Origin of the sequence: Novosphingobium sp. MBES04, assembly GCF_000813185.1 — a bacterium.
Classification (GTDB): domain Bacteria; phylum Pseudomonadota; class Alphaproteobacteria; order Sphingomonadales; family Sphingomonadaceae; genus Novosphingobium; species Novosphingobium decolorationis.
In genome coordinates this window covers 233,721-255,995 of record NZ_DF850489.1, presented here as the reverse complement: position 1 = coordinate 255,995, position 22,275 = coordinate 233,721, and the positions used below count along the sequence as shown (strand labels likewise).

21 protein-coding genes and 1 pseudogene are annotated in these 22,275 nt (G+C 66.1%); 10 read left to right on the top strand and 12 right to left on the bottom strand.

Annotation, left to right across the window (positions count from 1 at the left end; all coding sequences use genetic code 11):
- Positions 1 to 6: 6 nt before the first annotated feature.
- From MBENS4_RS15030 to ykgO, 4 genes and pseudogenes are all read right to left on the bottom strand, one after another.
- Positions 7 to 954: an alpha-E domain-containing protein gene (locus MBENS4_RS15030; RefSeq protein WP_039392681.1), complete on the bottom strand. Its 948-nt coding sequence runs from the start codon at positions 952 to 954 to the stop codon at positions 7 to 9.
- Positions 954 to 2,396 carry a circularly permuted type 2 ATP-grasp protein gene (locus MBENS4_RS15025; protein ID WP_039392680.1) on the bottom strand — a complete coding sequence of 481 codons (1,443 nt, stop codon included), beginning with the start codon at positions 2,394 to 2,396 and terminating at the stop codon, positions 954 to 956. The genes MBENS4_RS15030 and MBENS4_RS15025 overlap by 1 nt, the downstream gene beginning before the upstream one ends.
- A gap of 164 nt (positions 2,397 to 2,560) precedes the next feature.
- Complete coding sequence (locus tag MBENS4_RS15020; RefSeq protein WP_039395003.1) at positions 2,561 to 3,172, bottom strand: HAD-IA family hydrolase; 612 nt, start codon at positions 3,170 to 3,172, stop codon at positions 2,561 to 2,563.
- Positions 3,173 to 3,280: 108 nt separating this feature from the next.
- A pseudogene (ykgO, locus tag MBENS4_RS15015) lies at positions 3,281 to 3,400 on the bottom strand (type B 50S ribosomal protein L36); the annotation flags it as partial.
- A gap of 221 nt (positions 3,401 to 3,621) precedes the next feature.
- On the opposite strand from ykgO, the gene MBENS4_RS15010 reads away from it, so the two are divergent.
- The 3 genes from MBENS4_RS15010 (at position 3,622) to MBENS4_RS15000 (ending at position 6,420) form a co-directional block, all read left to right on the top strand.
- On the top strand, positions 3,622 to 4,521 hold the full coding sequence (locus MBENS4_RS15010; protein ID WP_199904424.1) for a DUF4136 domain-containing protein: 900 nt from the start codon (positions 3,622 to 3,624) through the stop codon (positions 4,519 to 4,521).
- A gap of 118 nt (positions 4,522 to 4,639) precedes the next feature.
- Positions 4,640 to 5,263, top strand: a complete 624-nt coding sequence (locus MBENS4_RS15005) for a DUF4136 domain-containing protein (protein WP_052322423.1) — start codon at positions 4,640 to 4,642, stop codon at positions 5,261 to 5,263.
- Positions 5,264 to 5,277: 14 nt separating this feature from the next.
- Complete coding sequence (locus MBENS4_RS15000; protein ID WP_039392679.1) at positions 5,278 to 6,420, top strand: M14 family metallopeptidase; 1,143 nt, start codon at positions 5,278 to 5,280, stop codon at positions 6,418 to 6,420.
- Positions 6,421 to 6,580: 160 nt separating this feature from the next.
- Here the strand turns inward: MBENS4_RS15000 and MBENS4_RS14995 are convergent, their stop codons facing one another.
- The 3 genes from MBENS4_RS14995 to MBENS4_RS14985 all read right to left on the bottom strand — a co-directional run bounded on the left by MBENS4_RS14995 (position 6,581) and on the right by MBENS4_RS14985 (position 8,316).
- Positions 6,581 to 7,039 carry a cytidine deaminase gene (locus tag MBENS4_RS14995; RefSeq protein ID WP_039392678.1) on the bottom strand — a complete coding sequence of 153 codons (459 nt, stop codon included), beginning with the start codon at positions 7,037 to 7,039 and terminating at the stop codon, positions 6,581 to 6,583.
- A complete protein-coding gene (locus MBENS4_RS14990; protein ID WP_039392677.1) occupies positions 7,036 to 7,755 on the bottom strand; it encodes a glycoside hydrolase family 25 protein in 720 nt (239 codons plus the stop codon). Before MBENS4_RS14990 ends, MBENS4_RS14995 begins: the two co-directional genes overlap by 4 nt.
- A 78-nt stretch (positions 7,756 to 7,833) precedes the next feature.
- On the bottom strand, positions 7,834 to 8,316 hold the full coding sequence (locus MBENS4_RS14985; RefSeq protein ID WP_039392676.1) for a UPF0262 family protein: 483 nt from the start codon (positions 8,314 to 8,316) through the stop codon (positions 7,834 to 7,836).
- A 155-nt stretch (positions 8,317 to 8,471) separates the two neighbouring features.
- Here MBENS4_RS14985 and MBENS4_RS14980 point away from each other — a divergent pair, with 155 nt between their 5' ends.
- The gene (locus MBENS4_RS14980) at positions 8,472 to 9,998 is read left to right on the top strand and encodes a replicative DNA helicase (protein WP_039392675.1); all 1,527 of its coding nucleotides are present in this window, start codon (positions 8,472 to 8,474) and stop codon (positions 9,996 to 9,998) included.
- A gap of 132 nt (positions 9,999 to 10,130) precedes the next feature.
- On the opposite strand, the gene MBENS4_RS14975 is transcribed toward MBENS4_RS14980, so the two are convergent.
- A complete protein-coding gene (locus tag MBENS4_RS14975; protein ID WP_039394993.1) occupies positions 10,131 to 11,612 on the bottom strand; it encodes an NCS1 family nucleobase:cation symporter-1 in 1,482 nt (493 codons plus the stop codon).
- Positions 11,613 to 11,881: 269 nt separating this feature from the next.
- Here MBENS4_RS14975 and ftsH point away from each other — a divergent pair, with 269 nt between their 5' ends.
- Entirely contained in the window at positions 11,882 to 13,813 is a 1,932-nt protein-coding gene (ftsH, locus tag MBENS4_RS14970; protein WP_039392674.1) for an ATP-dependent zinc metalloprotease FtsH, read from the top strand.
- A 131-nt stretch (positions 13,814 to 13,944) separates the two neighbouring features.
- Here ftsH and MBENS4_RS14965 read toward each other — a convergent pair whose 3' ends face one another.
- The 3 genes from MBENS4_RS14965 to rpoZ form a co-directional block, all read right to left on the bottom strand.
- Complete coding sequence (locus tag MBENS4_RS14965) at positions 13,945 to 14,958, bottom strand: DUF3667 domain-containing protein (protein ID WP_052322422.1); 1,014 nt, start codon at positions 14,956 to 14,958, stop codon at positions 13,945 to 13,947.
- Positions 14,959 to 15,054: 96 nt separating this feature from the next.
- The gene (locus MBENS4_RS14960; RefSeq protein ID WP_242405053.1) at positions 15,055 to 15,849 is read right to left on the bottom strand and encodes a ParA family protein; all 795 of its coding nucleotides are present in this window, start codon (positions 15,847 to 15,849) and stop codon (positions 15,055 to 15,057) included.
- A gap of 76 nt (positions 15,850 to 15,925) precedes the next feature.
- Positions 15,926 to 16,270 (bottom strand): DNA-directed RNA polymerase subunit omega, encoded by a 345-nt coding sequence (gene rpoZ / locus MBENS4_RS14955; protein WP_039392671.1) that lies wholly within the window; start codon positions 16,268 to 16,270, stop codon positions 15,926 to 15,928.
- A gap of 361 nt (positions 16,271 to 16,631) precedes the next feature.
- On the opposite strand from rpoZ, the gene MBENS4_RS14950 reads away from it, so the two are divergent.
- From MBENS4_RS14950 to MBENS4_RS14935, 4 genes are all read left to right on the top strand, one after another.
- The gene (locus MBENS4_RS14950) at positions 16,632 to 19,082 is read left to right on the top strand and encodes a PhoX family protein (protein ID WP_039392670.1); all 2,451 of its coding nucleotides are present in this window, start codon (positions 16,632 to 16,634) and stop codon (positions 19,080 to 19,082) included.
- Positions 19,083 to 19,254: 172 nt separating this feature from the next.
- Positions 19,255 to 19,680 carry a hypothetical protein gene (locus tag MBENS4_RS14945; RefSeq protein WP_039392669.1) on the top strand — a complete coding sequence of 142 codons (426 nt, stop codon included), beginning with the start codon at positions 19,255 to 19,257 and terminating at the stop codon, positions 19,678 to 19,680.
- A gap of 128 nt (positions 19,681 to 19,808) precedes the next feature.
- The gene (locus MBENS4_RS24235; protein ID WP_052322421.1) at positions 19,809 to 20,339 is read left to right on the top strand and encodes a c-type cytochrome; all 531 of its coding nucleotides are present in this window, start codon (positions 19,809 to 19,811) and stop codon (positions 20,337 to 20,339) included.
- Positions 20,340 to 20,343: 4 nt separating this feature from the next.
- Positions 20,344 to 21,033 (top strand): cytochrome b/b6 domain-containing protein, encoded by a 690-nt coding sequence (locus tag MBENS4_RS14935; RefSeq protein WP_039392668.1) that lies wholly within the window; start codon positions 20,344 to 20,346, stop codon positions 21,031 to 21,033.
- A gap of 19 nt (positions 21,034 to 21,052) precedes the next feature.
- On the opposite strand, the gene MBENS4_RS25855 is transcribed toward MBENS4_RS14935, so the two are convergent.
- Positions 21,053 to 21,217, bottom strand: a complete 165-nt coding sequence (locus MBENS4_RS25855) for a hypothetical protein (protein WP_159108072.1) — start codon at positions 21,215 to 21,217, stop codon at positions 21,053 to 21,055.
- A gap of 386 nt (positions 21,218 to 21,603) precedes the next feature.
- On the opposite strand from MBENS4_RS25855, the gene MBENS4_RS14930 reads away from it, so the two are divergent.
- Positions 21,604 to 22,269 (top strand): hypothetical protein, encoded by a 666-nt coding sequence (locus MBENS4_RS14930; RefSeq protein WP_052322627.1) that lies wholly within the window; start codon positions 21,604 to 21,606, stop codon positions 22,267 to 22,269.
- Positions 22,270 to 22,275 lie beyond the last annotated feature (6 nt).

Sequence of the window (22,275 nt, the reverse complement as noted above, 5' to 3'; positions counted from 1 at the left end):
GGCCCCTTACTCTGTGAAGCGGTAGTCGGCCGCGATCACGGCGCCGACCTCGTTGGTGCGGGTGATGAAGTCCTGCAGGAATTCGTGCAGGCCCTGGTCGAAGATTTCCTCGACATCGATCTGGTGCAGGCGCGAGAGCTTGTCGCGCAGGAGTTCGTGCGCGGACGTCTCTCCGCCGTACTCCTTGGCAAGGCCGGCCAGGTTGCTGCGGATCTTCTCGGCGCAGAACACCAGGCTGCGCGGGAACTGGCCGTCGAGGATCAGGAAGCGGGCGATCTCGCGCGGGTCCATCGAGCCCGCGTTGAGCCAGGAGAAGGCCCGGTTGCCCGCGACCGAGCGCAGCAGCGTGTCCCACTGCTGGTTGTCGAGGTTGGAACCGACCCAGGCGTTGGAAGGCAGCAGCACGTAGTACTTCACATCGAGAATGCGTGCGGTGTTGTCCGCGCGCTCGATGAAGGTGCCGATGCGCGCGAAGTTGTAGACCTCGTTGCGCAGCATGGTGCCTTCAAGCGCGCCGCGCACGAGCGTGCCGGTGCGCCGGATCGCGGTGAGCACTTCGCCCAGGTTCGTCTCGCGCACGGGCCGCGCGAGCATGTCCTTGAGCGTCATCCACCCCTCGTTCGTGGCTTCCCACACCGAGTTGGTGATGCTGGTGCGCACGACCCGCGCGTTGGTGCGCGCGTATTCGAGCATCTTGAGCACCGAGCCCGGATTTTCGGGATCGCGCAGGATGTAGTTGAACACCTGCGGGCCGGAAAAATCGGAGTAGAGCGCCTCGTAATCCTCGATCAGGCCGGCCGTCGTCAGCACCGAGCGCCACTCGTCGTGCTGCGAATCCTTGCTCGATCCGGTGAGCGCGAGGTGGAAGCCCACGTCGATCAGGCGCGCGGTGTTCTCCGCCCGCTCCAGGTAGCGGGCCATCCAGTAAACGCCATTGGCAGCACGTCCGAGCATCAGTCCTCCAGCACCCAGCTGTCCTTGGTGCCACCGCCCTGCGAGGAATTGACCACCAGCGATCCTTTCTTGAGCGCGACGCGGGTGAGGCCGCCGGGCGTGATGTCGATCCCGTCGGGCGAGACCAGCACGAAGGGCCTCAGGTCCACGTGGCGCGGCGCCAGCCCCTCGCGCGTGAAGATCGGCACCGTCGAGAGCGAGAGCGTGGGCTGGGCGATGTAGTTGTCGGGCTTGGCGCGCAGCTTCTGCTCGAAGGCGGCCAGCTCCTTCTTGGAGGAGGTAGGCCCGATCAGCATGCCGTAGCCGCCCGAGCCGTGCACTTCCTTGACCACCAGGTCCTTGAGGTTGTCGAGCACGTAGGCCAGCGAATCCGCTTCCGAACAGCGCCAGGTCGGCACGTTGTTGAGGATCGGCTTCTCGCCTGTGTAGAATTCCACGATCTCGGGCATGTAGCTGTAGATCGCCTTGTCATCGGCGATCCCTGTGCCCGGCGCGTTGGCGATGGTGACGCCGCCCGAACGGTAGACGTCCATGATGCCCGCCACGCCCAGCACCGAATCCGCGTTGAAGGTGAGCGGGTCGAGATAATCATCATCGACACGGCGGTAGATGACGTCGATCGCCTTGTAGCCGGTCGTCGTGCGCATCGCGACGCGCCCGTTCATGATGCGAAGGTCGCTGCCCTCCACTAGTTCCGCGCCCATCTGGTCGGCGAGGAAGGCGTGCTCGAAATAGGCCGAGTTGTAGATGCCCGGCGTCAGCACCGCGACGACCGGGCGCTTGCCCCCGGCCGCGTTGTAGGCCGCGGGCGCACAGGCGCGCAGCGACCGGGCGAGGCGGCGCGGGTAGTCGGAAACGGGGCGCACCGGGATCTGCGTGAACAGGTCCGGGAACATCGCCATCATCGTCTCGCGGTTCTCCAGCATGTAGGAGACGCCCGAGGGCGTGCGCGCGTTGTCCTCCAGCACCATGAATTCATCGGGCCCCGTGCGCACGAGGTCGATGCCCACGATGTGGGTGTAGACGCCGCCTGGCGGGGTGAAGCCGATCATCTGCGAGAGGAACGCCTCGTTGTTGCGCAAGGCGCTGATCGGGAGGCGTCCGGAGCGGATGATTTCCTGCCGGTGGTAAAGGTCCTGAAGGAAGGCGTTGATCGCGCGCACGCGCTGCTCGATGCCCTTGGTGAGCTTGCGCCATTCCTTCGCGGTGATGATCCGGGGGATCATGTCGAAGGGGATGAGGCGCTCTTCGGCGTCCGATTCCCCGTAGACATTGAAAGTAATTCCGATGCGCCGGAAGAAACGTTCCGCTTCCCCGTCCTGTCGTTTCAGCCAGGACTTGTCCTGCGCATCGTACCAATTGCGAAAATCGGCATAGGCGGAACGAACAGTTCCGTCCTCGTTGAGCATTTCGTCAAACTTCGGTGCGTTCGTCGTCGACATCGTGACTCCCGTTTGTCCACGTGATGCAACATAGAACGGGACTTGCCAAGGACCCCCCGCTGCAGGTGCGAAATAAAAGTTTCACACCCTGCAGAAGGGTTAAGGCAGACAGGAGAAATGTGTTCCAGCCAGAAGCACAGGCTGTGACGACAGGCGCCGCGCGCTCAGGCGAGCAGCCCCCGGGACGCAAGGTCGGCGCGCAGGGTGGGCGCATCCTGGAAATGATGGACATTCCAGCCGAGCGCCGCCGCGGCCTCGATATTGGCCGCGTTGTCATCGATGAAGAGCATGGCCGAAGGTGCGTGGCCAAAGCGCTGCGCGGCCAGGTCAAAGATGCGACGGTCGGGCTTTGCAATCTTTTCATCGCCCGAGACGACGATCTCCCCGAACAGGTCGAAAAGCGGTTCCTGCGCGCGGTATTCGCGCCAGAAGGGCGAGGCGAAGTTGGTGATCGCGAACAGCTCCATGCCCGAGGCGGCGAGTTCGCGCACGATCTCGTGCGAGCCCGGGACATTGCCGGGGATCGTCTCGAGGAAGCGCGTGGCGTAGGCGTCGATCAGGTGATCGTGGCCGGGAAACTCGGCCTTGCGCTCGGCGACGAGCTCGGAAAGCTCGCGGCCCTCGTCATGCTGATGGTGCCATTTCTCGGTGACGACCGTGGTGCAGAACCATTCCAGCTCCTGCGGATCGTCGATGAGCTGGGCAAACAGGCGGCGCATGTCCCATTGGACAAGCACACGGCCCACGTCGAAAACAACGGCATCTATTCCGGACATGGCAAAACCCCCGCACATGGCGGGGGTCTCATGTCATCAGTGCACAGACCGACCGCCGTAAGTTTCCCCGCCGCCGACAGGCCGCGGGGACAGGCGAATCAGATCAGCCTGGCGCGCCTTGAAGCGGGGCTGCGTCTTGTTGATGACGTAGGTGCGGCCACGGCGACGGATCACGCGGTTATCGCGGTGACGGCCCTTGAGCGACTTGAGGCTGTTGCGAATCTTCATGTCTTGTCTCGTCCAGGTTGGTCAGGCGGTTACCGACCGCCGGAAATTTGAAGTCGGCCCGTTACTGGTTGGCGCGCGCAGAGTCAAGCATCGCGCCGCGCCAGCAACGGCAAAACGGGGCCATTCATCTGCCAGCAACGCACGCAGATGCTATGGCCTTCGCGGGTCCGCTCCCCTACCCAGATCGCGCCCGACACGCCAGCCCCAAGGAAAAGACGCACGTGGCCTATCGAGATCTTTCGCCGAATCGCCTGTCCATCGCTGGCCCTGTGCGCCGCGCCGCCGGGCGGGTGCTGACGGTTTCGCTGGCCAGCGCCCTCCTGATCTCCCCCGCCCTCGCCCAGCCGGGCTGGGGCTCGCGCTATGGCGGTTGGGGCGGATACGGGGGCTATGGTGGCTGGCGCGGGCCGGGCTGGAGCGGCCCGATCGCACCGATGGCGCCGCGTTCCAGCCATCGTGAGAAGGACCCACGCGATGGCCGCGTCCAGGTCAGCCGATTCGTGCGCGCCGATGCGCTGGCCGATGCGCTGGGCCACGGCCCGATCAAGGTCGTCACCACCGCGCAGGAAAACACGCACGACGACGGCCCCGAGACCGTGCCGGGTGCGGACTGGGTCAATCCCGCCCAGCGCGCCCGCTTCGAGGCCGCCGTGGTCAACTCGCTCGTGGCCGCCGGCTACGACACGCTCAACACCACCGGCCCCGACACGCAGGTCGCCGCGCTCACGATTCGCCAGCGCGTGCTTGTCCCCGCCGAGATGGACCACAAGCCGGTCAGCGGCGCCGCGGCCGTCTCGGTCGGCACGCTGGGCACGGCCTATGGCCTCTCGGTCAATGTCGACATGTCCAAGCCGCGCACCGCGCTTGTCTCGACCCGGCTTGAGCTGACCATCCGCGACCGGGCCGAGGGCAAGGTGCTGTGGGAAGGCAACGCCGAGATGGCCACCTACGAAGGCGACGAGGACTGGAGCGAGGCCGCCATCGCGACGCGGCTTGCCGATGCCCTGCTCGACCGCTTCCCCGACGGCGAGCCGGTCACCGTGCCTGTCACCGAGATCGGCATCCCCGAGGCGCCCGAAGTCCTGCCCGATCCCCAAAACGGCGCCCTTCCCGCCAATTAGCGCGCTTGCATCCCGGCGCCCGGACGCCCACATCAGGGGGATCGACGCACCGAACGGTGCCCGAACGATCCACGCGCCCCTCCCCTTTGGGAGATCCGCACTTTCCGGGAGATCCGCAATGCCAAGGCTGCCCTTTCCCCTGCTTGCGCTCACCGCAGGCGGCGTGCTGGCAAGCCTTGCCGCCTGCACGACAACGCCTGTGGCGGGGCCTGTCGAGGTCACCCGTTTCCACCGCCTGCCCGCAGCGCCCGGCACCCCGCGCGGGGCCTTGCGCCTCGAGCTCGTGACGAGCGATGCCAGCAGCCTGGAACTTGCCCCCTACCGTGCGGCCATCGCCGCCGAGCTGACCCGCGCAGGCTACCGCGTCCTTCCCGCCTCCGCGGGCGAGGGCACCGCGCAAAGCGTCGCGCGCCTGCGCCTCGAGCAGGAGCGTTTCCGCCCCTCCTCCGGTCGCTCGCCGGTTTCGGTGGGCGGCAGCGCGGGAACCGGTGGCTACGGATCGGGGGTGGGCCTTGGCATCGGCCTCGACCTCACGCCGCGTCCCGGCGAGCAGATCGAGACCCGCCTCTTCCTCACCATCGATGACGCCGCCTCGGGTGCGCGCCAGTGGGAGGGCCGCGCCCACCGGATCGTTTCGAGCAAATCCGACCTTGCCGCGCCCGACGCGAGCGCCCAGGCGCTCGCCCGCGCCCTACTTGAAGGTTTCCCCGGCGAATCGGGCGAAACCATCCTCGTGAAATGACAGAAAAGACCAGAATGACCGACATCCAGATCCACGCCGACTTCGACGCGGGCAACATCGAGGTGCTCTCGATCAACGGCGCCAGCGCACGCCTTGCCATCCAGCCCGACCACATGAGCGACTTTGCCCAGTGGTTCCACTTTCGCGTGTCGGGCGCGGCGGGCCGCGAACTCACGCTCAAGATCACCGGCCTCAATGGCTCGGCCTATCCGATGGGCTGGCCCGGCTACAACGCCTGCGTCTCCGAGGACCGCGCGCTGTGGACGCGCACACCGAGCACCTTTGCCGAGGGCGATGAAGGCGGCAGCCTGACGATCCGTTACAAACCCAGCTCCGACCTCGCCTGGTTCGCCTACTTCGCGCCCTACTCGATGGAGCGCCACCACGATCTCATCGCCGACGCCGCGCAGTGCGAGGGCGTGACGCTGCGCACGCTGGGCACCACGCTCGACGGCCAGCCGCTCGATTGCCTCGAAATGGGCACCGGCCCGGTCAGCGTGTGGCTCTACGCCCGCCAGCATCCCGGCGAATCGATGGCCGAATGGTGGATGGAAGGCGCGCTCGACCTGCTGACCGATCCGGCGAACTCGGTGGGCCGCGAACTGCGCCGCCGCGCCAGCTTCCACATCGTGCCCAACTGCAACCCGGACGGCTCGCGCCGCGGGCACCTGCGCACCAACGCGGTTGGCACCAACCTCAACCGCGAATGGGCCGAGCCCACCCCCGAGAAATCGCCCGAAGTCCTCGCCATCCGCAACGCGATGGACGCGACCGGGGTCGACTTTGCGATGGACGTCCACGGTGACGAGGCGATCCCCGCCGTATTCCTCGCCGGTTTCGAGGGCATTCCCTCGCTCACGCCCGCGCAGAAAGCCGGGTACGATCGCTTTGGCGAACTGCTCGACCGCCGCACGCCCGATTTCCAGCGCAAGCTGGGCTACCCGACCGCGCCTGCGGGCAAGGGCAACCTCGCGATGTCGACCAACCAGGTCGCCGAACGCTTCGGCGCCGTCTCGATGACGCTGGAAATGCCCTTCAAGGACCACGACCCCGCCGCCGATCCGCGCCAGGCCTGGAGCCCGGAACGCTCGATGCAGCTGGGCCAGGATTGTCTGGGCGCGCTGCTTGAATGGCTCGAAGAGCGCGACGCGGGCTGAGATAGGCCAGAAGGAAGAGAGAATCCGAGGGCCATCGCCCTCGGGCTCCCCGAACTGTCGAGCTCACCTTTCACGCGCCACGGTGGCCGAGAATGGTGAGGTCGCCGATTCGGGGGTCAAGGGGCGATGGCCCCTTGAAAAAACTTCTTACTGCTTGCCCTTACGCAAGATTAGCCGGACCGAACGCGTGCGGGATCAGCACCGAGAGCGGCTCTTCCAGGACGCCGTCCGCGCCATCGCTCCACACCACCGGGTCCGTACCGCCCAGCTGAGCGACCTCGTTGAGCATCTGGCGGCAGCGTCCGCACGGCGTCACCACCATGCCCTCGCCCGGATGACCGGGAGCCCCGCCGGTCACCGCAACCGCGACCAGCCGCCCGGCCTCACCGGGCTGGGACAGGATCTTGGCGACCGCCACCGTCTCGGCGCAGAGCGAGAGACCGTAGCTCGCGTTCTCGACATTGGCGCCGGTCACCACCGAGCCATCTCCCATCAGGAGCGCGGCCCCCACATGGAACTTCGAATAGGGCGCATAGGCGCTGTGCGCAGCCTCGCGCGCCTGGGCCAGCAGCGCGTCGCGCTGGGCCTCGGAAAGGGAATCGGGCGTTGTCGTCGTCATGACGCGGGCCTTATCACGAGCCAGCGCAGATCGCCCGGGGCAATCTGTGTCGAAAGCGCGCTGTTGGCGGTCCACAGCATCCAGTCACGCCCCGCGTAGGAGGGGGCAAAGCGGTCGCGCACCAGCCACAGGTTGCGGTCGAGCTTGCGCGCAATCGCGTAGCGCGCCTGGAAGCCTTGCGTGACCTTGAGGATCGTGGGCTTGCCCGTGTGCGTCTCGACCTGGTTGAGGAAGGTCATCAGCTCGCTTTCGACCCGCGCGTCGGAGACCTTGCCCGCGCAGCCATCGGCCAGCGTGTCGAGCTCGACCGCGGGGGGCAGCAGGTCCCCCTCGCGCGGGACCGTGGTGACGAAGTTGGCCGCCTGCTTTTCGGCCGGTTGGCACGGATCGTAGCGGTGGACCGCCCCCACCTGCATCCCGGCACCGCGCGCGGCCTCGAAGTTGGCGACGAAACGCGGATCGCGCTCGTCCACACCGGCGCTGGCATCGATATAGGCAAAGTCCGCGCCGATGGCCTTCAGCGACTTCCAGCTGACCTCGCCGTCGCGCGCGCCGATTTCGACCCCTTGCGTGGGATAGAGCGCGCGGTCGGGCAGCCAGCTATGCGCCCGGTACCAGGCCCAGCCTGCGCCGCCCAGACCCAGCACCGCCAGCACCACGACGAAGCGCACCAGCCAGCGCAGCCGTGCGGCCGCCTTCTTCCTTCGCGATGTCATGCCTTGATTGCGTCCCGGGCCCTGTCGTCAGCGCGTGCAGTGTAAGTGTGAAGTATCGTCTTCGATCGTTAACAATCGTCAACCACGGATATGGAGCACGCAGATCAGCGTGAACAGACGCCGCGCGGTCGGATGGTCGGTCTCGACCTTGCCGTCGAGACGTTCGATCAGGAGTTCGGCGGCGTCGTTGTGGATGCCGCGCCGGGCCATGTCGATGGTCTCGATCTCCTGCGCGGTGGCCTTGCGAATCGCCTGATAGTAGCTCTCGCAGATCGCGAAGTATTCGCGGATGGGCCGGCGAAAGCGCGCCAGGCCCAGCACCAGCGTTTCCAGCTCGGTGCCCTTTTCGTCCGAAACCTGCATCGAAAGCCGCCCGTCGCGTACCGAAAGATGCAGGTGGTAGGGCCCCTCGTGCCCGCCCTCAAAGGCGCGCAGCGGCTTGAACAGGTTGTCCTCGATCAGGTCGAAGATCGCGATCCGGCGCTCCTGCTCGATATCGGCATTGCGCCACAGGATCGTGGTATCGTCGAGTTCGATATGAGAGATGCGCGGGTCCGCCATGATTCCTCTGGCCTTACGCGCTTGCAGCAGGACCGGGCAACCCTGACCTTTGGTGCCCTTGCCACGCCCCATCCACAAGCTGGGGAAAAAATTCGCCATCGCCTGCGCGTCGCCCCCTTGCCCGCTGGCGCGTGCGGGCGCATTGGGGAAGGCTTATGGCACAGCAGGACGTTCTCAAACTCGCCGAAGTCTCGAGCGATGGCACGCAGGGCGCGCGCGCCCTTCCCTCGAACGTGGAGGCCGAAGCCGCGTTCCTGGGCGCGCTGCTGATCGACAACCGCGTGCTGGAAGAACTCCAGACCCAGCTGGGCCCCCAGCACTTCTTCGAGCCCGTCCACGCCCGCATCTTCGAGCGCATCGTCACCCTGCTCGACCGCAAGGCGGTGGTCACCCCGGTCACGCTGCGCCCCTATTTCGAGGCCGACGAACAGCTGAAAGCGCTGGGCGGCGTGTCCTACCTCGCCCGCCTCACCGCCGACGGACAGGGCCTCCTGGCCCCGCGCGAACTGGCCGACCAGATCTACGACCTGGCGCTCCTGCGCGAACTGATCACGGTGGGCCGCACCCTCGTCGAAGGGGCGATGGACACCTCCGAGGCGGTCGAGCCGCAGCAGCAGATCGAACAGGCCGAAGCCGCGCTCTACAAGGTGGCCGAAGGCGCCGCCTCGGCCAACGAGGCCAAGAGCTTCGCGCAGGCCACCCACACCGCGATCTTCAACATCGAGAAGGCGTTCAATTCGGGCGGCAACATCTCGGGCAAGACGACCGGTCTGGAATCGGTCAACTCCAAGATCGGTGGCCTTCACGATTCCGACTTGATCATCCTGGCCGGACGTCCCGGCATGGGCAAGACCTCGCTCGTCACCAATATCGCGTTCAATACCTCGCAGCGCTATGTCGACGACATGGCCCTGGGGATCGAGCCGCGCCGCTCGGTGGGCGCGCCGACCGCCTTCTTCAGCCTGGAAATGAGCGCCGACCAGCTGGCCACGCGTATCCTAGCCGAACAGTCGGGCATCAGCTCCGAAGCGCTGCGCATGGGCAAGATCAGCCGCGAGGACTTCCAGCAGCTCTCCTTTGCCAGCCAGCGCCTCGCCGAGCTGCCGCTCTACATCGATGACACGCCGGGCCTCTCGATCGCCGCGCTGCGCACCCGCGCGCGCCGCTTGAAGCGCCGCTACAACATCGGCCTCATCATCATCGACTACCTGCAGCTGCTCTCCGGCTCGGGCCGCGCCAACGACAACCGCGTGAACGAAATTTCGGAAATTTCCCGTGGTTTGAAGACGCTGGCGAAGGAACTGGAAGTGCCCGTGATCGCGCTCTCCCAGCTCAGCCGCGCGGTGGAAAGCCGCGAGGACAAGAAGCCGATGCTCTCCGACCTTCGCGAATCCGGCTCGATCGAGCAGGACGCCGACATGGTCTGGTTCGTCTTCCGCGAAGACTACTACGTCAACGCGACCGAGCCCAAGTTCCCCGCCGAAGGCGATCCGCCAGACGTGGTCGACAAGTGGGAAGCCTGGCGCCAGCGCATGGAACAGGTCACCGGCCTTGCCGAACTGATCGTCGCCAAGCAGCGTCACGGCTCCACCGGCCGCGTGCGCCTGAAGTTCGAGGCGCGCATCACGAAGTTCTCGGACCTCGATGCCGACGATCCGCGCGGTGGGTTCGTTTCGGACTAAGAAGATATTTTCCAAGGGGCCATCGCCCCTTGACCCCAAAACGGGCGACCTCACCTCTCGCGCGCCACGGCGGCTGCGAAAGGTGAGGTCGCCAGTAAGGGGAGCCCGAGGGCGATGGCCCTCGGAATTTCTTTATTCTGCTGCCTGGACTTCCCCTGAAGGCACATCCTGCGCGCCCATCCGCATGAGCCCGGCATAGACGCCCAGCGCCACCAGCACACCCACGAACCAGGCGTAGGTGTAGACCTGCCCCCAGAACCAGCCCACGCCGGCGAAGTTCGCCGGGAACGAGACGGCGAGAAAGCCCGGCACGTTGGGCGCGATGCCCGCGGCCAGCGCGATCAGGGCCTTGGGGTTCCAGCCATTGCCATAGCGGTAGGGCCCGTGCTCCTGGTAGAGCCCCTCGACGTCGAGCCGTGTTCCGCGCACCAGCCAGTAGTCCGCGATGAGGATGCCCGCGATGGGTCCGAGCAGCGCGCCATACCCGGTGAGCCAGGTGTAGATGTAGCCATTGGTGCTCTCCAGGAGCTTCCAGGGCATCATGAACAGGCCGATGAAGGCGGTGAACAGCGCCCCGGTGCGGTAGGAGATGCGCGCGGGGTAGAGCGCGGCAAAGTCGTAGGCCGAGCACACCAGGTTCGCCGCAATGTTGCACGAGACGGTATCGACCGCGATGACGATAAGCCCGAGCAGCACGAAGGGGCCTGAGAGCGTTCCGGCCAGCTGCACCGGGTCCCAGATCGCCTCGCCGTAGATCACCACCGTCGCCGAGGTCGTCATCACGCTGATCAGCGCGACAAGGCCCATCGTCGGGGGCAGGCCCAGCGTCTGGCCGATCATCTGATCCTTCTGGCTTTTGGCGAAGCGCGTGAAGTCGGGAATGTTGAGCGCCAGCGTCCCCCAGAAGCCCACCATGGCCGTGAGCGAGGGTAGGAAGACCAGCCAGAACTCGCCTTCGCGCGCGCCGCCCGGAACGAAGGCCGAGGGGCTGGAGAAGATCGGCCCGACACCGCCTGCGGCATCGAGAGCCCACCACAGGAGGCCAAAGCAGGCCACCATCTTCAAGGGCGCGGTCCAGGTCTCCAGTCGCCGGATGGTGAGGATGCCCTTGCGCACGAAGGCCAGCTGGATCGTCCAGAACGCCAGGAACGCGAGCAGTTCACCCAGGCCGATGCCGAAGAAGGGCAGCGGGCTTCCGCGCATGTCCGCGCCGAGGAAGATGCCCAGCAGAGTGAGGAGCGCCTCGCCCCCGATCCAGGTCTGGATGCCGTACCACCCGCAGGCGACGAGCGCGCGGGCCGCCGCCGGAAGGCGCCCGCCCACGGTCCCGAACGAGGCGCGCACCAGCACCGCGAAGGGCACGCCGTAGCGCGCGCCGGGGTGCCCGATCAGCAGCATGGGGATCAGGATGATCACGTTGCCCAGTATGACCACGCTGGTCGCCTGGAGCGCGGACATGCCCTGCTCGATCAGCCCTGCCGCCAGCATCCAGGTCGGCACCGCCACGATCATGCCCACCCACAGCGCGGCAAAATGGTACCAGCGCCAGGTGCGCTGCTCCGGCCCGCTGGGCGCCAGATCCTCATTCCACAGCGAATCGCGTCCCTCGCTCACGTCATCCCCCTCATCTTGCCGCACCTTCGCGAAACCCCCGAAGCGGAGAAGGATGCTGCATCGCACAAGATTGGCAAGTGAAACCGCATTTCGCTGTTCATCTGGCGGATAAGGCCGGGCATTTGCGCCACAGGTGGCCCTCACCTTCCCGGCCACACTTGTTCACACCCGCAGGTGGCGGGCGAAAGGTTCGCCAACTATAGGCGCGCTAACTTGCGATTCAGCCCCGCTCACCTACATTAGGGAGCGAAAGGACAGGTACTGCACACATGAACGACGACCAGCCCAACGGCAATCCATGGGTCAAGAGCCTCCTCGTCTGGGGCGGCATCTTTCTGGCCCTGCTCATGGTGGTATCCATGTTCAGCGCCCGGGAGACGACCGGGACGACGATTCCCTACTCCGACTTCCGCGACAAGGTGGCCGAAGGCAGCATTTCGCAGGTCGAGATCGGGCAGGACCGGATCGACGGCAAGATGCGCAACGGCGACAGCTTCTCGACCGTTCCCGTCGGCACCGACACCACGCTTCTCCCGCTGCTGGAGGAACAGGGCGTCCAGGTTTCCGGCAAGGCGCCCGAACAGGGCAGCATGCTTGTCTACATCCTCGCCAACACCCTGCCCTTCCTGCTCCTGATCGGCATCGCCTTCTTCGCGCTGCGCCAGGTCCAGAAGGGCGGCGGCTCGGGCGCGATGGGCTTTGGCAAGTCCAAGGCCAAGATGCTGACCGAACGCTCGGGCCGCGTGACGTTTGAAAACGTCGCAGGGATCGACGAAGCGCGCGAGGAACTGGAGGAAATCGTCGAGTTCCTGAAGGACCCGACCCGCTTCTCCAAGCTCGGCGGCCAGATCCCCAAGGGCGCCCTCCTCGTCGGCTCGCCCGGCACCGGCAAGACCCTGCTCGCCCGCGCCATCGCGGGGGAAGCGGGCGTGCCCTTCTTCACCATTTCGGGTTCGGACTTCGTCGAGATGTTCGTGGGCGTGGGCGCAAGCCGCGTGCGCGACATGTTCGAGCAGGCCAAGAAGAACGCGCCGTGCATCGTCTTCATCGACGAAATCGACGCGGTCGGCCGTCACCGTGGCCATGGCCTGGGCAATTCGAACGATGAGCGTGAGCAGACCCTCAACCAGCTGCTGGTCGAGATGGACGGCTTCGAGGCCAACGAAGGCATCATCATCATCGCGGCGACCAACCGCCCCGACGTGCTCGACCCCGCGCTGCTGCGTCCGGGCCGCTTTGACCGCCAGGTCGTGGTGCCCGTGCCCGACATCGAGGGCCGCGAGCAGATCCTTGCTGTCCACATGAAGAAGGTGCCGCTGGCGCCCGACGTCAACGCGCGCGTCATTGCCCGCGGCACGCCCGGTTTCTCGGGTGCGGACCTTGCCAACCTCGTCAACGAGGCGGCTCTCCTTGCCGCGCGCCGCAACAAGCGCCTTGTGGCCATGCAGGAATTCGAGGACGCCAAGGACAAGGTCATGATGGGCGCGGAACGCCGCTCGATGGTCATGACCGAGGACGAGAAGAAGATGACCGCCTACCACGAGGCCGGGCACGCCATCGTCTCGCTCAACGAGCCCGCCTCGGACCCGATCCACAAGGCGACGATCATCCCGCGCGGCCGGGCTCTGGGCATGGTCATGCGCCTGCCCGAGCGCGACAGCTATTCCTACCACCGCGACAAGATGCTCGCGAACCTCTCGGTCGCGATGGGTGGCCGCGTGGCGGAAGAGCTGATCTTCGGGCACGACAAGGTGTCCTCAGGCGCTTCGGGCGACATCCAGTACGCGACCAGCCTCGCACGCTCGATGGTGACCAAGTGGGGCATGTCGGACAAGCTGGGCCCGCTCCAGTACGAGGAAAGCCAGGAAGGCTACCTCGGCATGGGCGGCTCGAACCGCACGATGGCCTCGGATGAGACCAACAAGCTCATCGACAGCGAGATCCGCGCGCTGATCGACAACGCACATGTCCGCGCCAACCAGATCCTGACCGAAAAGAGCGACCAGCTCGAGCTGCTGGCGCAGGCCATGCTCGAGTACGAGACGCTGTCGGGCGACGAGATCAAGGAACTGATGGACAAGGGCTCCATCGACCGTCCGAGCGACCCGCGTGGTCCCTCCTCGGTCCGCCCGGTCACCGGCTCCTCGATCCCCAAGTCGGGCAAGCGCTTTTCCGGCGGCACGCAGCCGCAAGGGGCCTGATGGCCGTCAAGGCTATCTGATCCCGCCTATGGTTCCCGAGAGGGGCTAACGGTTCCCGAGAGGGGAATGCAGGAGGGGCGCCGGGTTTACCCTGACGCCCCTTTTTGCTGCCCGCAGCATATTGGCCTTCCTCAGCCGACCAGGCCGAGGAAGAGCAGGATCATCGTGAACAGCAGGGCGATCACGCCGATGAAGACGAGAAGCACCAGCCAGCGCCACACGGTGGAGCGGTGCGAAAGCTCGTAGGTGCCCTTCAGGTGCCGGTAGATGTGGATCACCGCAGCGAAGGTGAAGATGTTCACCAGCCACGTGGAGGGCACGCCCAGCCCGCTCGCGATGGTGAGCACAATGCCCATGAACGACATGAAGGCGAGCGAATAGGTCACGAAGACCGCGTGGTCGTAGAGGCCGAAGCGCCGCCGCCACAGGAACAGCAGCGCCACGAAGGGCACCGACAGCGGGATCAGCAGCCAGGAGAACTTGTAGGCGCTCGTCTGGAGCTTGTAGAGCATGAGGCCCGGGTTCTGGCGCCACTTGTCGATGCCCTTGTCGAGCCTCTTCCAGCCCGAATGGAGCGAATTGAAGCGCGCCTCGCTCTCGGCCTCGCGGGTGTAGCTCGGAAAGGCGCGCAGCTTTTCCTGCTCCTCGGCATTGGCGGCCAGTTCCTTGTCGATCTCGGCTCGCTCGGGCGAACCGGGCCGGGTGAAACCGCGCGCCTTCTCCAGGTTCCCCCGCTGGTCCTTCAGGTCCTCCTCCAACCCGTGGAACTGCGCCTGCATCGCGCCTCCCGTATCGACCGGCGGCGCGATGCCCATGATCTGGAACACCGCGAACATCACGAAGACCGAGAACAGGAACATCGCCATGGGCGAGACGAAACGCACCCGCGCGCCTTCGATATAGGCGCGGGTCAGCTCGCCCGGCTTCCAGGCGAGCCTGGGCAGCGTTGCCCAGGTCCGGCCCTCGAAGTGGAGGACCCCGTGCAGGATGTCGTGAAACAGCGCACCGATCGTGCGGTGCAGGTGCGCGTGCTGGCCGCACTGCACGCAGTACGGACCGCTCAGCTGTGCCCCGCAGTTCAGACAGGCGGTCTCGTGCGTGTGTCCGTCCGCCTCGGCCAGGTGGCCTTCGACATTCGTGCTCATTTCATGCCCCTTGCTGTGCAACAGGGACGCTAGCGCAGGTGTGCAGCTGCGAAAAGACGGCGAACGCCCTCCTCGCCATTCGGATGTGCGACCGGATCAGCCGCGCCGTTCGGCCAGCTTGCGCTCAATGGCGCCCCAAAGATTTGCAAAGGCGCGCGCGGCCGGGCTGCCCGGTGCGATCTCGCCGACCGGGCGATGCTGCACCGCACATTGCTCCAGCGCGCTCGCATAGGGCACCGCTGGCCAGCCCGGATGCTGGTCGCGCACCTCGCGGTGGAGCGTGCGGCGCATGTCGAGCATCGAGAGCACGGGCAGGATCGGAGGATGGCGCCGGGTGTTCCCGGCGATCTCGCGCACGACAAGATCGAAGGCGCGCGTGGAAAGCGGCGATGGCGGCAGCGGCACGATGACAAGATCGGCCGCGCGCACGATCTGGGCGGAAAGCTCGTTGATGACCGGCGGGCAGTCGAGAATGACGCGCGCGTAGTCCGCGCCCAGCGCACGGGTCAGCTTCGCCAGACGCCGCCGCTTGCCGATCTCGGTCAGGCGCGCGTCGATCGCGCGGATGGATTCGTCGGCGGGCAGCAGGTGGATGCGCGAATAGCCGGTCTTCTGGATCAGCTTTTCGGGCGCGCGCTCTTTGGCAAAGACATCGTGCGCGGGCTTCGTCCCCTTGGGCTCCAGCCCATAGAGGAACCCCGAACCACCTGCGGCATCAAGGTCCCACAGCAATGTCCTGTGCCCGGAGATCTGCGCCGAGCACCAGGCCAGGTTGCTGGCGAAGGTGGTTTTGCCGACGCCGCCCTTGACGCTGTAGATCGCGATGGTGGCGCCCAATGCGCCAGAGGGATCGCCCTTCGTATCAGGCGATCCCCCGGTCAAACCCGCAATGCGGGGCAAAGTTCGTTTCTTCCCGGCCACATCGCAATGTCTTGCGCGTCAGGCCGGGGAGGTCAAGCGGCGAGGATCAACCGTCGTAATCGCCACCGATCGAGGTGTTGCGCGTGGGCGCAGAGGCCGTGATGCGCAGGGCCTCGGCCGACTGGCTGAGCGAGCCGATCTCGTCCATCTCGTCGTCGTCGTCGGGCAGCACGCGCTGCATCGAGGTGACGAGCGATTCCTTGAGGTTGGTGGGGACCACGGTCTGCTCGGCGATCTCGCGCAGGGCAACGACGGGGTTCTTGTCACGGTCGCGGTCGACGGTGAGCTCGGCGCCACCCGAGATCTCGCGCGCACGCTGTGCGGCAAGCAGAACGAGATCGAAACGGTTGGGGATCTTGTCGACGCAATCTTCGACGGTAACGCGCGCCATGGGCACTCCGTAAGAAACTGGTTTTCCTGAAATGACGCTGCTTAGTGGAGGCCGCCGAAGAAGTCAAGAAAATCCCGAAAAACGCCGCTTTTCCGGACCTTTCACACACTTCTCGCAAAGGCTCCAAAGGTAGATCCCGGCCCGTTTGCACGAAGGGGAGGCCAATCCGGTGCCGATTGATTGGTAATCCGATCCCGGAGTGCCCGCCTCCTTCCTGCGAAGCTTTCAAGTAGACGCCTGTCACAGAAAAAGAGAAGCGCAGCAAAAGAACAGTCACGCATTCGCCATCAAACTTGCGCTCGACTGACACAATCCCCGCTTAACTGGAGCGCCATCTTCAAATGGATGGGGCTCTTCCAGCATGACACCTCTCGATCCTGCCTGCGGTTACAGCGACGGCGACGTCGACACCAACGATACCACCACGCCTTCGCTCGAAACGCTTGCGGACAATCGCTTCTCGCGCCGCCAGACCATCATGGGCGGCGCCAAGGCCACCGGCATGGCGCTGATGGGCACCGCAATGCTGACCGCCTGCGACGATGACGACACAGGCTCGGATGCGGGCATCATCGTCAACGCGGGCACCAATGCCGCCACCAGCGCGGGCCGCGTCGTCACGCTGACCGGCACCGTGGTCGCCGGATCGGCGAGCTCCACCACCTGGACCCAGACCGATGGCCCGGATGTCGAGCTGACGCTTGACGGCACCACCGCGACCTTCCTCGCGCCCGCCGTCGAGGAGGCCACCGACCTCGAATTCACCTTCGCCGCCACCACCAGCGACGGGACGGAACGCGAGGCCGTGACCTACGTGCGCGTCTCGCCTGCGGTCCTGGGCTTCACCGCGGTCGAGCACAGCCTCGCCGACACGGTCGTCGTGCCCACCGGCTACTCGGTCACGGTCATGACGCGCCTGGGCGATCCGCTCACCGCCGCGACGTCGGCCTATGCCAACGACGGCACCGACACCGACTTTGCCAACCGCATCGGCGACCACGCCGACGCGCTGCACTACTTCGGCCTCTCCGCCGCCGGCGCACCTGACGACATGGCCAACACCCGCGGCCTCATGGTGCAGAACCACGAGAACATCACCGAGGAGTACCTCCACCCCGCAGGCCCCACGACCATCGGCGGCGCGCGTCCGCTCGATGAAGTGCGCAAGGAGATCGAGTGCCACGGCGTCTCGGTCGCCGAATATGTCGACAGCGGCAACCGCACCTGGTCCTACGTTCAGGACAGCAGCTTCAACCGCCGCATCACCCCCAACACGCCGATGACGCTGTCGGGCCCGGCGGCCGGCTCGGCCTGGATGCGCACCGCCTATTCGGCCAATGGCACGAGCGGGCGCGGCACCATCAACAACTGCGCCAACGGCATCTCGGCCTGGCACACCAACCTCACCTGCGAGGAAAACTGGGCGGGCTACTTCCGCCGCGACAGCGGTGATGACGCCAACCGCACCCCCGCGCAGCTGACCTCGCTCCAGCGCTACGGCGTGCGCAGCACGAGCGGCAACTACCGCTGGTCGAGCGCGTCCACCACCGACACCACGATCACCCGCTGGAACGCGACGATCATGGGTGCCGATGCCACCGAAGACTTCCGCAACGAGCCCTTCCAGTTCGGCTGGGTCGTCGAGATCGATCCCTACGATCCCACCTCGACGCCGCGCAAGCGCACCGCGCTTGGCCGCTTTGGCCATGAAGGCGCCTTCGTGCGCGCCGTCGCCGGGCAGCCCGTCGGCGCCTACATGGGCGACGATTCGCGCGGCGAATATCTCTACAAGTACGTTTCCAACGCGAACTGGAACGCCGGCGATGCCGACAACGCCGACCGTCTTGCGGTGGGCGACAAGTACCTCGACCACGGCACGCTCTACGTTGCGCGCTTCAACGCGGACGGCACCGGCGAGTGGCTCCCCCTCGTCTTTGGCCAGGTCCCGCCGCGCCCGGCCTCGGGCAGCTATCCCGCGTACACCTTCGCCGACCAGGCCGACATCCTGATCAACCCGCGCCTTGCCGCCGACGCTCTGGGCGCCACTCCGATGGATCGCCCGGAGTGGACCGCGGGCAACCCGGTCACGGGTGAGATCTACCTGACCCTCACCAACTCGAACAACTCCAACCGCCCGGTCGACGGCACCAACGCGGCCAACCCGCGCTCGTACTGGAACGCGGGCAACCCCAACGGGCACATCGTGCGCCTGCGCGAGGACGGAGACACCACGGCGGCGCGCACCTTCGCCTGGGACATCTACATGTTCGGTGCGGACACGCTCGACTGCGACACCGCCTTCGAGCAGACCAACATCAACATCTCGGACCTGGACACCAGCAACGACTTCTCGAGCCCGGACGGCGCCTACTTCTCGCGCGAGAGCGCGGTTTCGGGCCAGTTCAACCCGGTGTTCTGGATCCAGACCGACGATGGCGCGATGACCGACGTGACCAACTGCATGATGCTGGCCGCGATGCCCGGCACCGTGGGCGATGGCAACGCCTTCACCGTCACCAACACCGATGGCGCGCAGACCACCACCCAGGGCACGCACGTCGGCGCCCTCGCCACCCCCGCCTCGCTGCGCCGCTTCCTCGTCGGCCCGGTCGAGTGCGAGATCACCGGCGTCGACATGACGCCCGATGGCCGCACGCTCTTCGTGGGCATCCAGCACCCGGGCGAACGCGGCGATGCCGGTAACGTGACCAGCCACTGGCCCGAAAGCCAGACTAACGCGTCGGCCACCTCGCGCCCCCGCTCGGCGGTGGTCGCAATCACCAAGGACGATGGCGGCGTGATCGCGCTCTAAGGCGCCAGGCCAGCACCACCGTCCTTCGGGACGCAAGATCCGTACCGGCGGGAGGGTGCCCAAGCGGGCCCCTCCCTCTTCGCATATCCATGCGCTGAACAGGGCCGCAATCGCCTCTCGCGCCGCGCGCGCGCAGCGCCTAGCCTCTCCTTCACGGCAGGAGGGAGCACGAATGGCGGTTCATGTGGTCTACGCCCGGGCGGACGGGCATTCCTGCCTGGCCCCCGTCACGTTACGAACGGCCCCGGCCTATGGCGATCCCCCGTTCTCCACCCCCGGCTGGCGCACGCTGGTCTGGGACAGCGGACCGCTTGTCGACCCCTTCCATACTTCCCGAGGCTGCGGCAGCTTCCAGCTCGTCCTCGCAGGCGCCCTGCGCATCCGCGTGACTGGCGGGCCCTTGCGCGAGGCGATCGCCCGGCCCGGCGATGCCTTCGTCTTCGTCGACACGCAGGGTCAGGGCCACGAGGCGTCCCGGCTCGAAGGTGTCCCCCTTACCGCACTCAACCTTCGCTTTCCCGCCGATTGGGATGCGGTGCGCCAGCCCTTTGTCGATTGGCCGGAAGAAGCTGTCCCATTCCCGGCGACCAGCAGCTGACAGGCTGTCATGGGGCTGCAAGACACGAAGGCCAAAGCCTTTTGCTTCGCAGCTGCAACATTCTGTCACTTCATTCGTTCCGGACTTTCGGTATAACGCCGTCAAAATACGCAACAGGAGAACCGCACATGGCCTTGAAGTCTGTCACCGGGCTTGCCGCGCCCGCCCTCGCCCTTGCCCTTTCGCTCTCGGCCTGCAGCGGCTCCGAGCCCGCCGGCGATCCGACCGAGGCCGCCAGCGTCGATCCCTCGATCGGTGCGGTTGACGCCGAAGCCACGATCGAGGCGCGCGAGGACAACTTCAAGTCGCTCGCCAAGGCGATGAAGGCCAACAAGGCCGAGCTCGACGAGAGCAGCCCCGATTTCGAGGACATCGGCGAGAACGCGACCGCGATGGTCACCGCCGCGCAGAAGATCCCCGCCCTCTTCCCCGCCGGCACCGGTCCAGATTCGGGTGAGGAGACCGACGCGCTTCCCACCGTCTGGGAACGTCCCGAGGACTTCGAGGCCGCCGCCACCAAGCTGATCGACGCGACCATGGCGCTGCGCACCGCCGCGCAGAGCGAAGACGCGGCGGCCACCAAGGAAGCCTTCGGCAACGTCGGCATGGCCTGCAAGGGCTGCCACGACGACTTCCGCAAGGAAAAGAAGGAAGGCTGACGTAATGACGGAAGGTCCCGCACAGACCCGTATCCGGCTCTGGGACCTTCCGGTCCGCCTGTGCCACTGGAGCTTCGTGGGGCTGATCCCCGCGCTCTGGTGGACGGCGGAGAACGACGAGATGACCTGGCATATGCGCCTGGGTCTCGCGCTGGCCGCGCTGCTCACCTTCCGCGTCCTGTGGGGTTTCGTGGGCAGTTCGACGGCCCGCTTCACGAATTTCGTGCACGGCCCCGTGGCCGTGGCGCGCTACCTCGCCTCACTCGGCAAGCCGGGCCATGATGTCACCGTGGGCCACAATGCGGCCGGTGGGTGGAGCGTTCTGGCTCTGCTGGGCGCGATGGCGCTGCAGGTGGCGCTTGGCCTCATCAGCGGCGATCCCGATTACGGAGCCGCCGGTCCGCTCTACGATCTGGCCGGTTTCGAGCTCGCCTACGAGGCGACCGACTGGCACACCGAAGTCGGCTTCAACCTCATTCTGGCGGTGATCGGCCTGCATCTGGCCGCGATCATCTTCTACCGCATCGTCAAGCGCGACAATCTCGTTGCCCCGATGGTCACCGGCAGTCGCCCTGCCCTCGCGGGCACGAAGGGCATGGCCCCTGTTGCCGCGTGGCGCGCGCTGATCTGCGCCGGGATCGGCATCGGCTTTGCGATCTGGTTGGGTATGGGGGCTCCCCCGCTCACGTCCTGACAGAGCGGAGGGCAAGCCTTCAGAAGACGAGCGCGAAGATCCCCGCCCACATCACCAGCGAAATCGGCGCGGCGATGAGAAGGCCCGGAAAGATGCCCCGCATGCGCGGACGTGCCTCAGGCGTATGGGCCTGCGCGTCCAGGGTCGGTGCAGAGATCTCAATATCGGAAAACGCGGTCGCCACTGTGCTTAACTCCCAGGAGATGACAGTGCCTCTCTAGGGCGCAAGGAGCTACCGGATTGCCTCCGTCTAGAGTTAACACGGCACAGGCCAATCTTAAGAATTAAGCATCCTCCAGGCCCCCTCGCAGCCAGAGCGCGCCTGAGCCAGAGCGCGCGCTACATCGGAACGTGTCCACAAGCCCTCCGACGATCCGCTCTCAGTAGTTACCCTCTGATATCATGGGGTCTTCCCCGCCTGCGCCGCAATCGCGCAGGCCTATAGTGACCCGGGACCGCGCACGGCGGGCCATGGCAGGGACAGGGGGTTTCCATATGCGCGCGATCTTCAGGAAGTGCCGGCGTTCACCATTGCGGCAGATTTCCTGCGCACTCGCCCTGGCCTCAGGCATGCAATCGCTTCCCGGGCACGCCCAGGAGCAGACGGCCGCGTCAGGCGAAGAGGAGAAAGCGGCCGAAGACCCCACCAAGATCTCTACTCGCGTGGGCGCCGCCTATGCGGGCGAACTCTCCGCTTCGGGTTCTCTCGCCATCGGCCCCAGGTTCAAGATCAACGGACGTGTCGCCAGGTCCGGGCAGTGGTCGCTGGGCGCCTCCTACCTCCTGCCGGTCGCGATCCTGACCTTTGCGGCAGGGCGCAGCGAGCTCGACACCGGCGTCAAGCAGACCCGCTATTCGCTCGGCGGCTTCGTTCCGCTCAATTCGCTGGGGCTCCAGACCGGCAAGTGGCAGGTCTTCGTCCCCTTCGGCTATTCCTACACCAATAGCCGGCAGCCCGTGACCGACCTCGATGTGCAGGATGGCATTCCCATGCAGATCAGCAGCAACAGCGGCTACGTCGGCCTCTTCACCATCCGCCCGCTCACCCAGCGCATGACGCTGATGGCCGGAGGCAACTTCACGAAGGGCACACACGGCTTCTCGGGATACGCTGTGGCCGGAGGTGTCTCCTATCACCTCGGCCCCAACGACACCGTCGCAGTCCGCGCCAGCCATATCGACAACACGTTCGGCCAGAAGCAGCGTATCGGGGTGTCGTACCAGCACGAGTTTTGAGGGGGG

Coding starts and splice junctions, on each gene's coding strand:
- MBENS4_RS24235 (WP_052322421.1), top strand. CDS start 19,809: ATGGCCTTGAAGTCTGTCACCGGGCTTGCCGCGCCCGCCCTCGCCCTT.
- MBENS4_RS15025 (WP_039392680.1), bottom strand. CDS start 2,396: ATGTCGACGACGAACGCACCGAAGTTTGACGAAATGCTCAACGAGGAC.
- MBENS4_RS14950 (WP_039392670.1), top strand. CDS start 16,632: ATGACACCTCTCGATCCTGCCTGCGGTTACAGCGACGGCGACGTCGAC.
- MBENS4_RS15000 (WP_039392679.1), top strand. CDS start 5,278: ATGACCGACATCCAGATCCACGCCGACTTCGACGCGGGCAACATCGAG.
- MBENS4_RS14935 (WP_039392668.1), top strand. CDS start 20,344: ATGACGGAAGGTCCCGCACAGACCCGTATCCGGCTCTGGGACCTTCCG.
- ftsH (WP_039392674.1), top strand. CDS start 11,882: ATGAACGACGACCAGCCCAACGGCAATCCATGGGTCAAGAGCCTCCTC.
- MBENS4_RS15005 (WP_052322423.1), top strand. CDS start 4,640: ATGCCAAGGCTGCCCTTTCCCCTGCTTGCGCTCACCGCAGGCGGCGTG.
- MBENS4_RS14990 (WP_039392677.1), bottom strand. CDS start 7,755: ATGACATCGCGAAGGAAGAAGGCGGCCGCACGGCTGCGCTGGCTGGTG.
- MBENS4_RS14965 (WP_052322422.1), bottom strand. CDS start 14,958: ATGAGCACGAATGTCGAAGGCCACCTGGCCGAGGCGGACGGACACACG.
- MBENS4_RS15020 (WP_039395003.1), bottom strand. CDS start 3,172: ATGTCCGGAATAGATGCCGTTGTTTTCGACGTGGGCCGTGTGCTTGTC.
- MBENS4_RS14945 (WP_039392669.1), top strand. CDS start 19,255: ATGGCGGTTCATGTGGTCTACGCCCGGGCGGACGGGCATTCCTGCCTG.
- MBENS4_RS14985 (WP_039392676.1), bottom strand. CDS start 8,316: ATGGCGGACCCGCGCATCTCTCATATCGAACTCGACGATACCACGATC.
- MBENS4_RS14980 (WP_039392675.1), top strand. CDS start 8,472: ATGGCACAGCAGGACGTTCTCAAACTCGCCGAAGTCTCGAGCGATGGC.
- rpoZ (WP_039392671.1), bottom strand. CDS start 16,270: ATGGCGCGCGTTACCGTCGAAGATTGCGTCGACAAGATCCCCAACCGT.
- MBENS4_RS14995 (WP_039392678.1), bottom strand. CDS start 7,039: ATGACGACGACAACGCCCGATTCCCTTTCCGAGGCCCAGCGCGACGCG.
- MBENS4_RS14930 (WP_052322627.1), top strand. CDS start 21,604: ATGCAATCGCTTCCCGGGCACGCCCAGGAGCAGACGGCCGCGTCAGGC.
- MBENS4_RS15030 (WP_039392681.1), bottom strand. CDS start 954: ATGCTCGGACGTGCTGCCAATGGCGTTTACTGGATGGCCCGCTACCTG.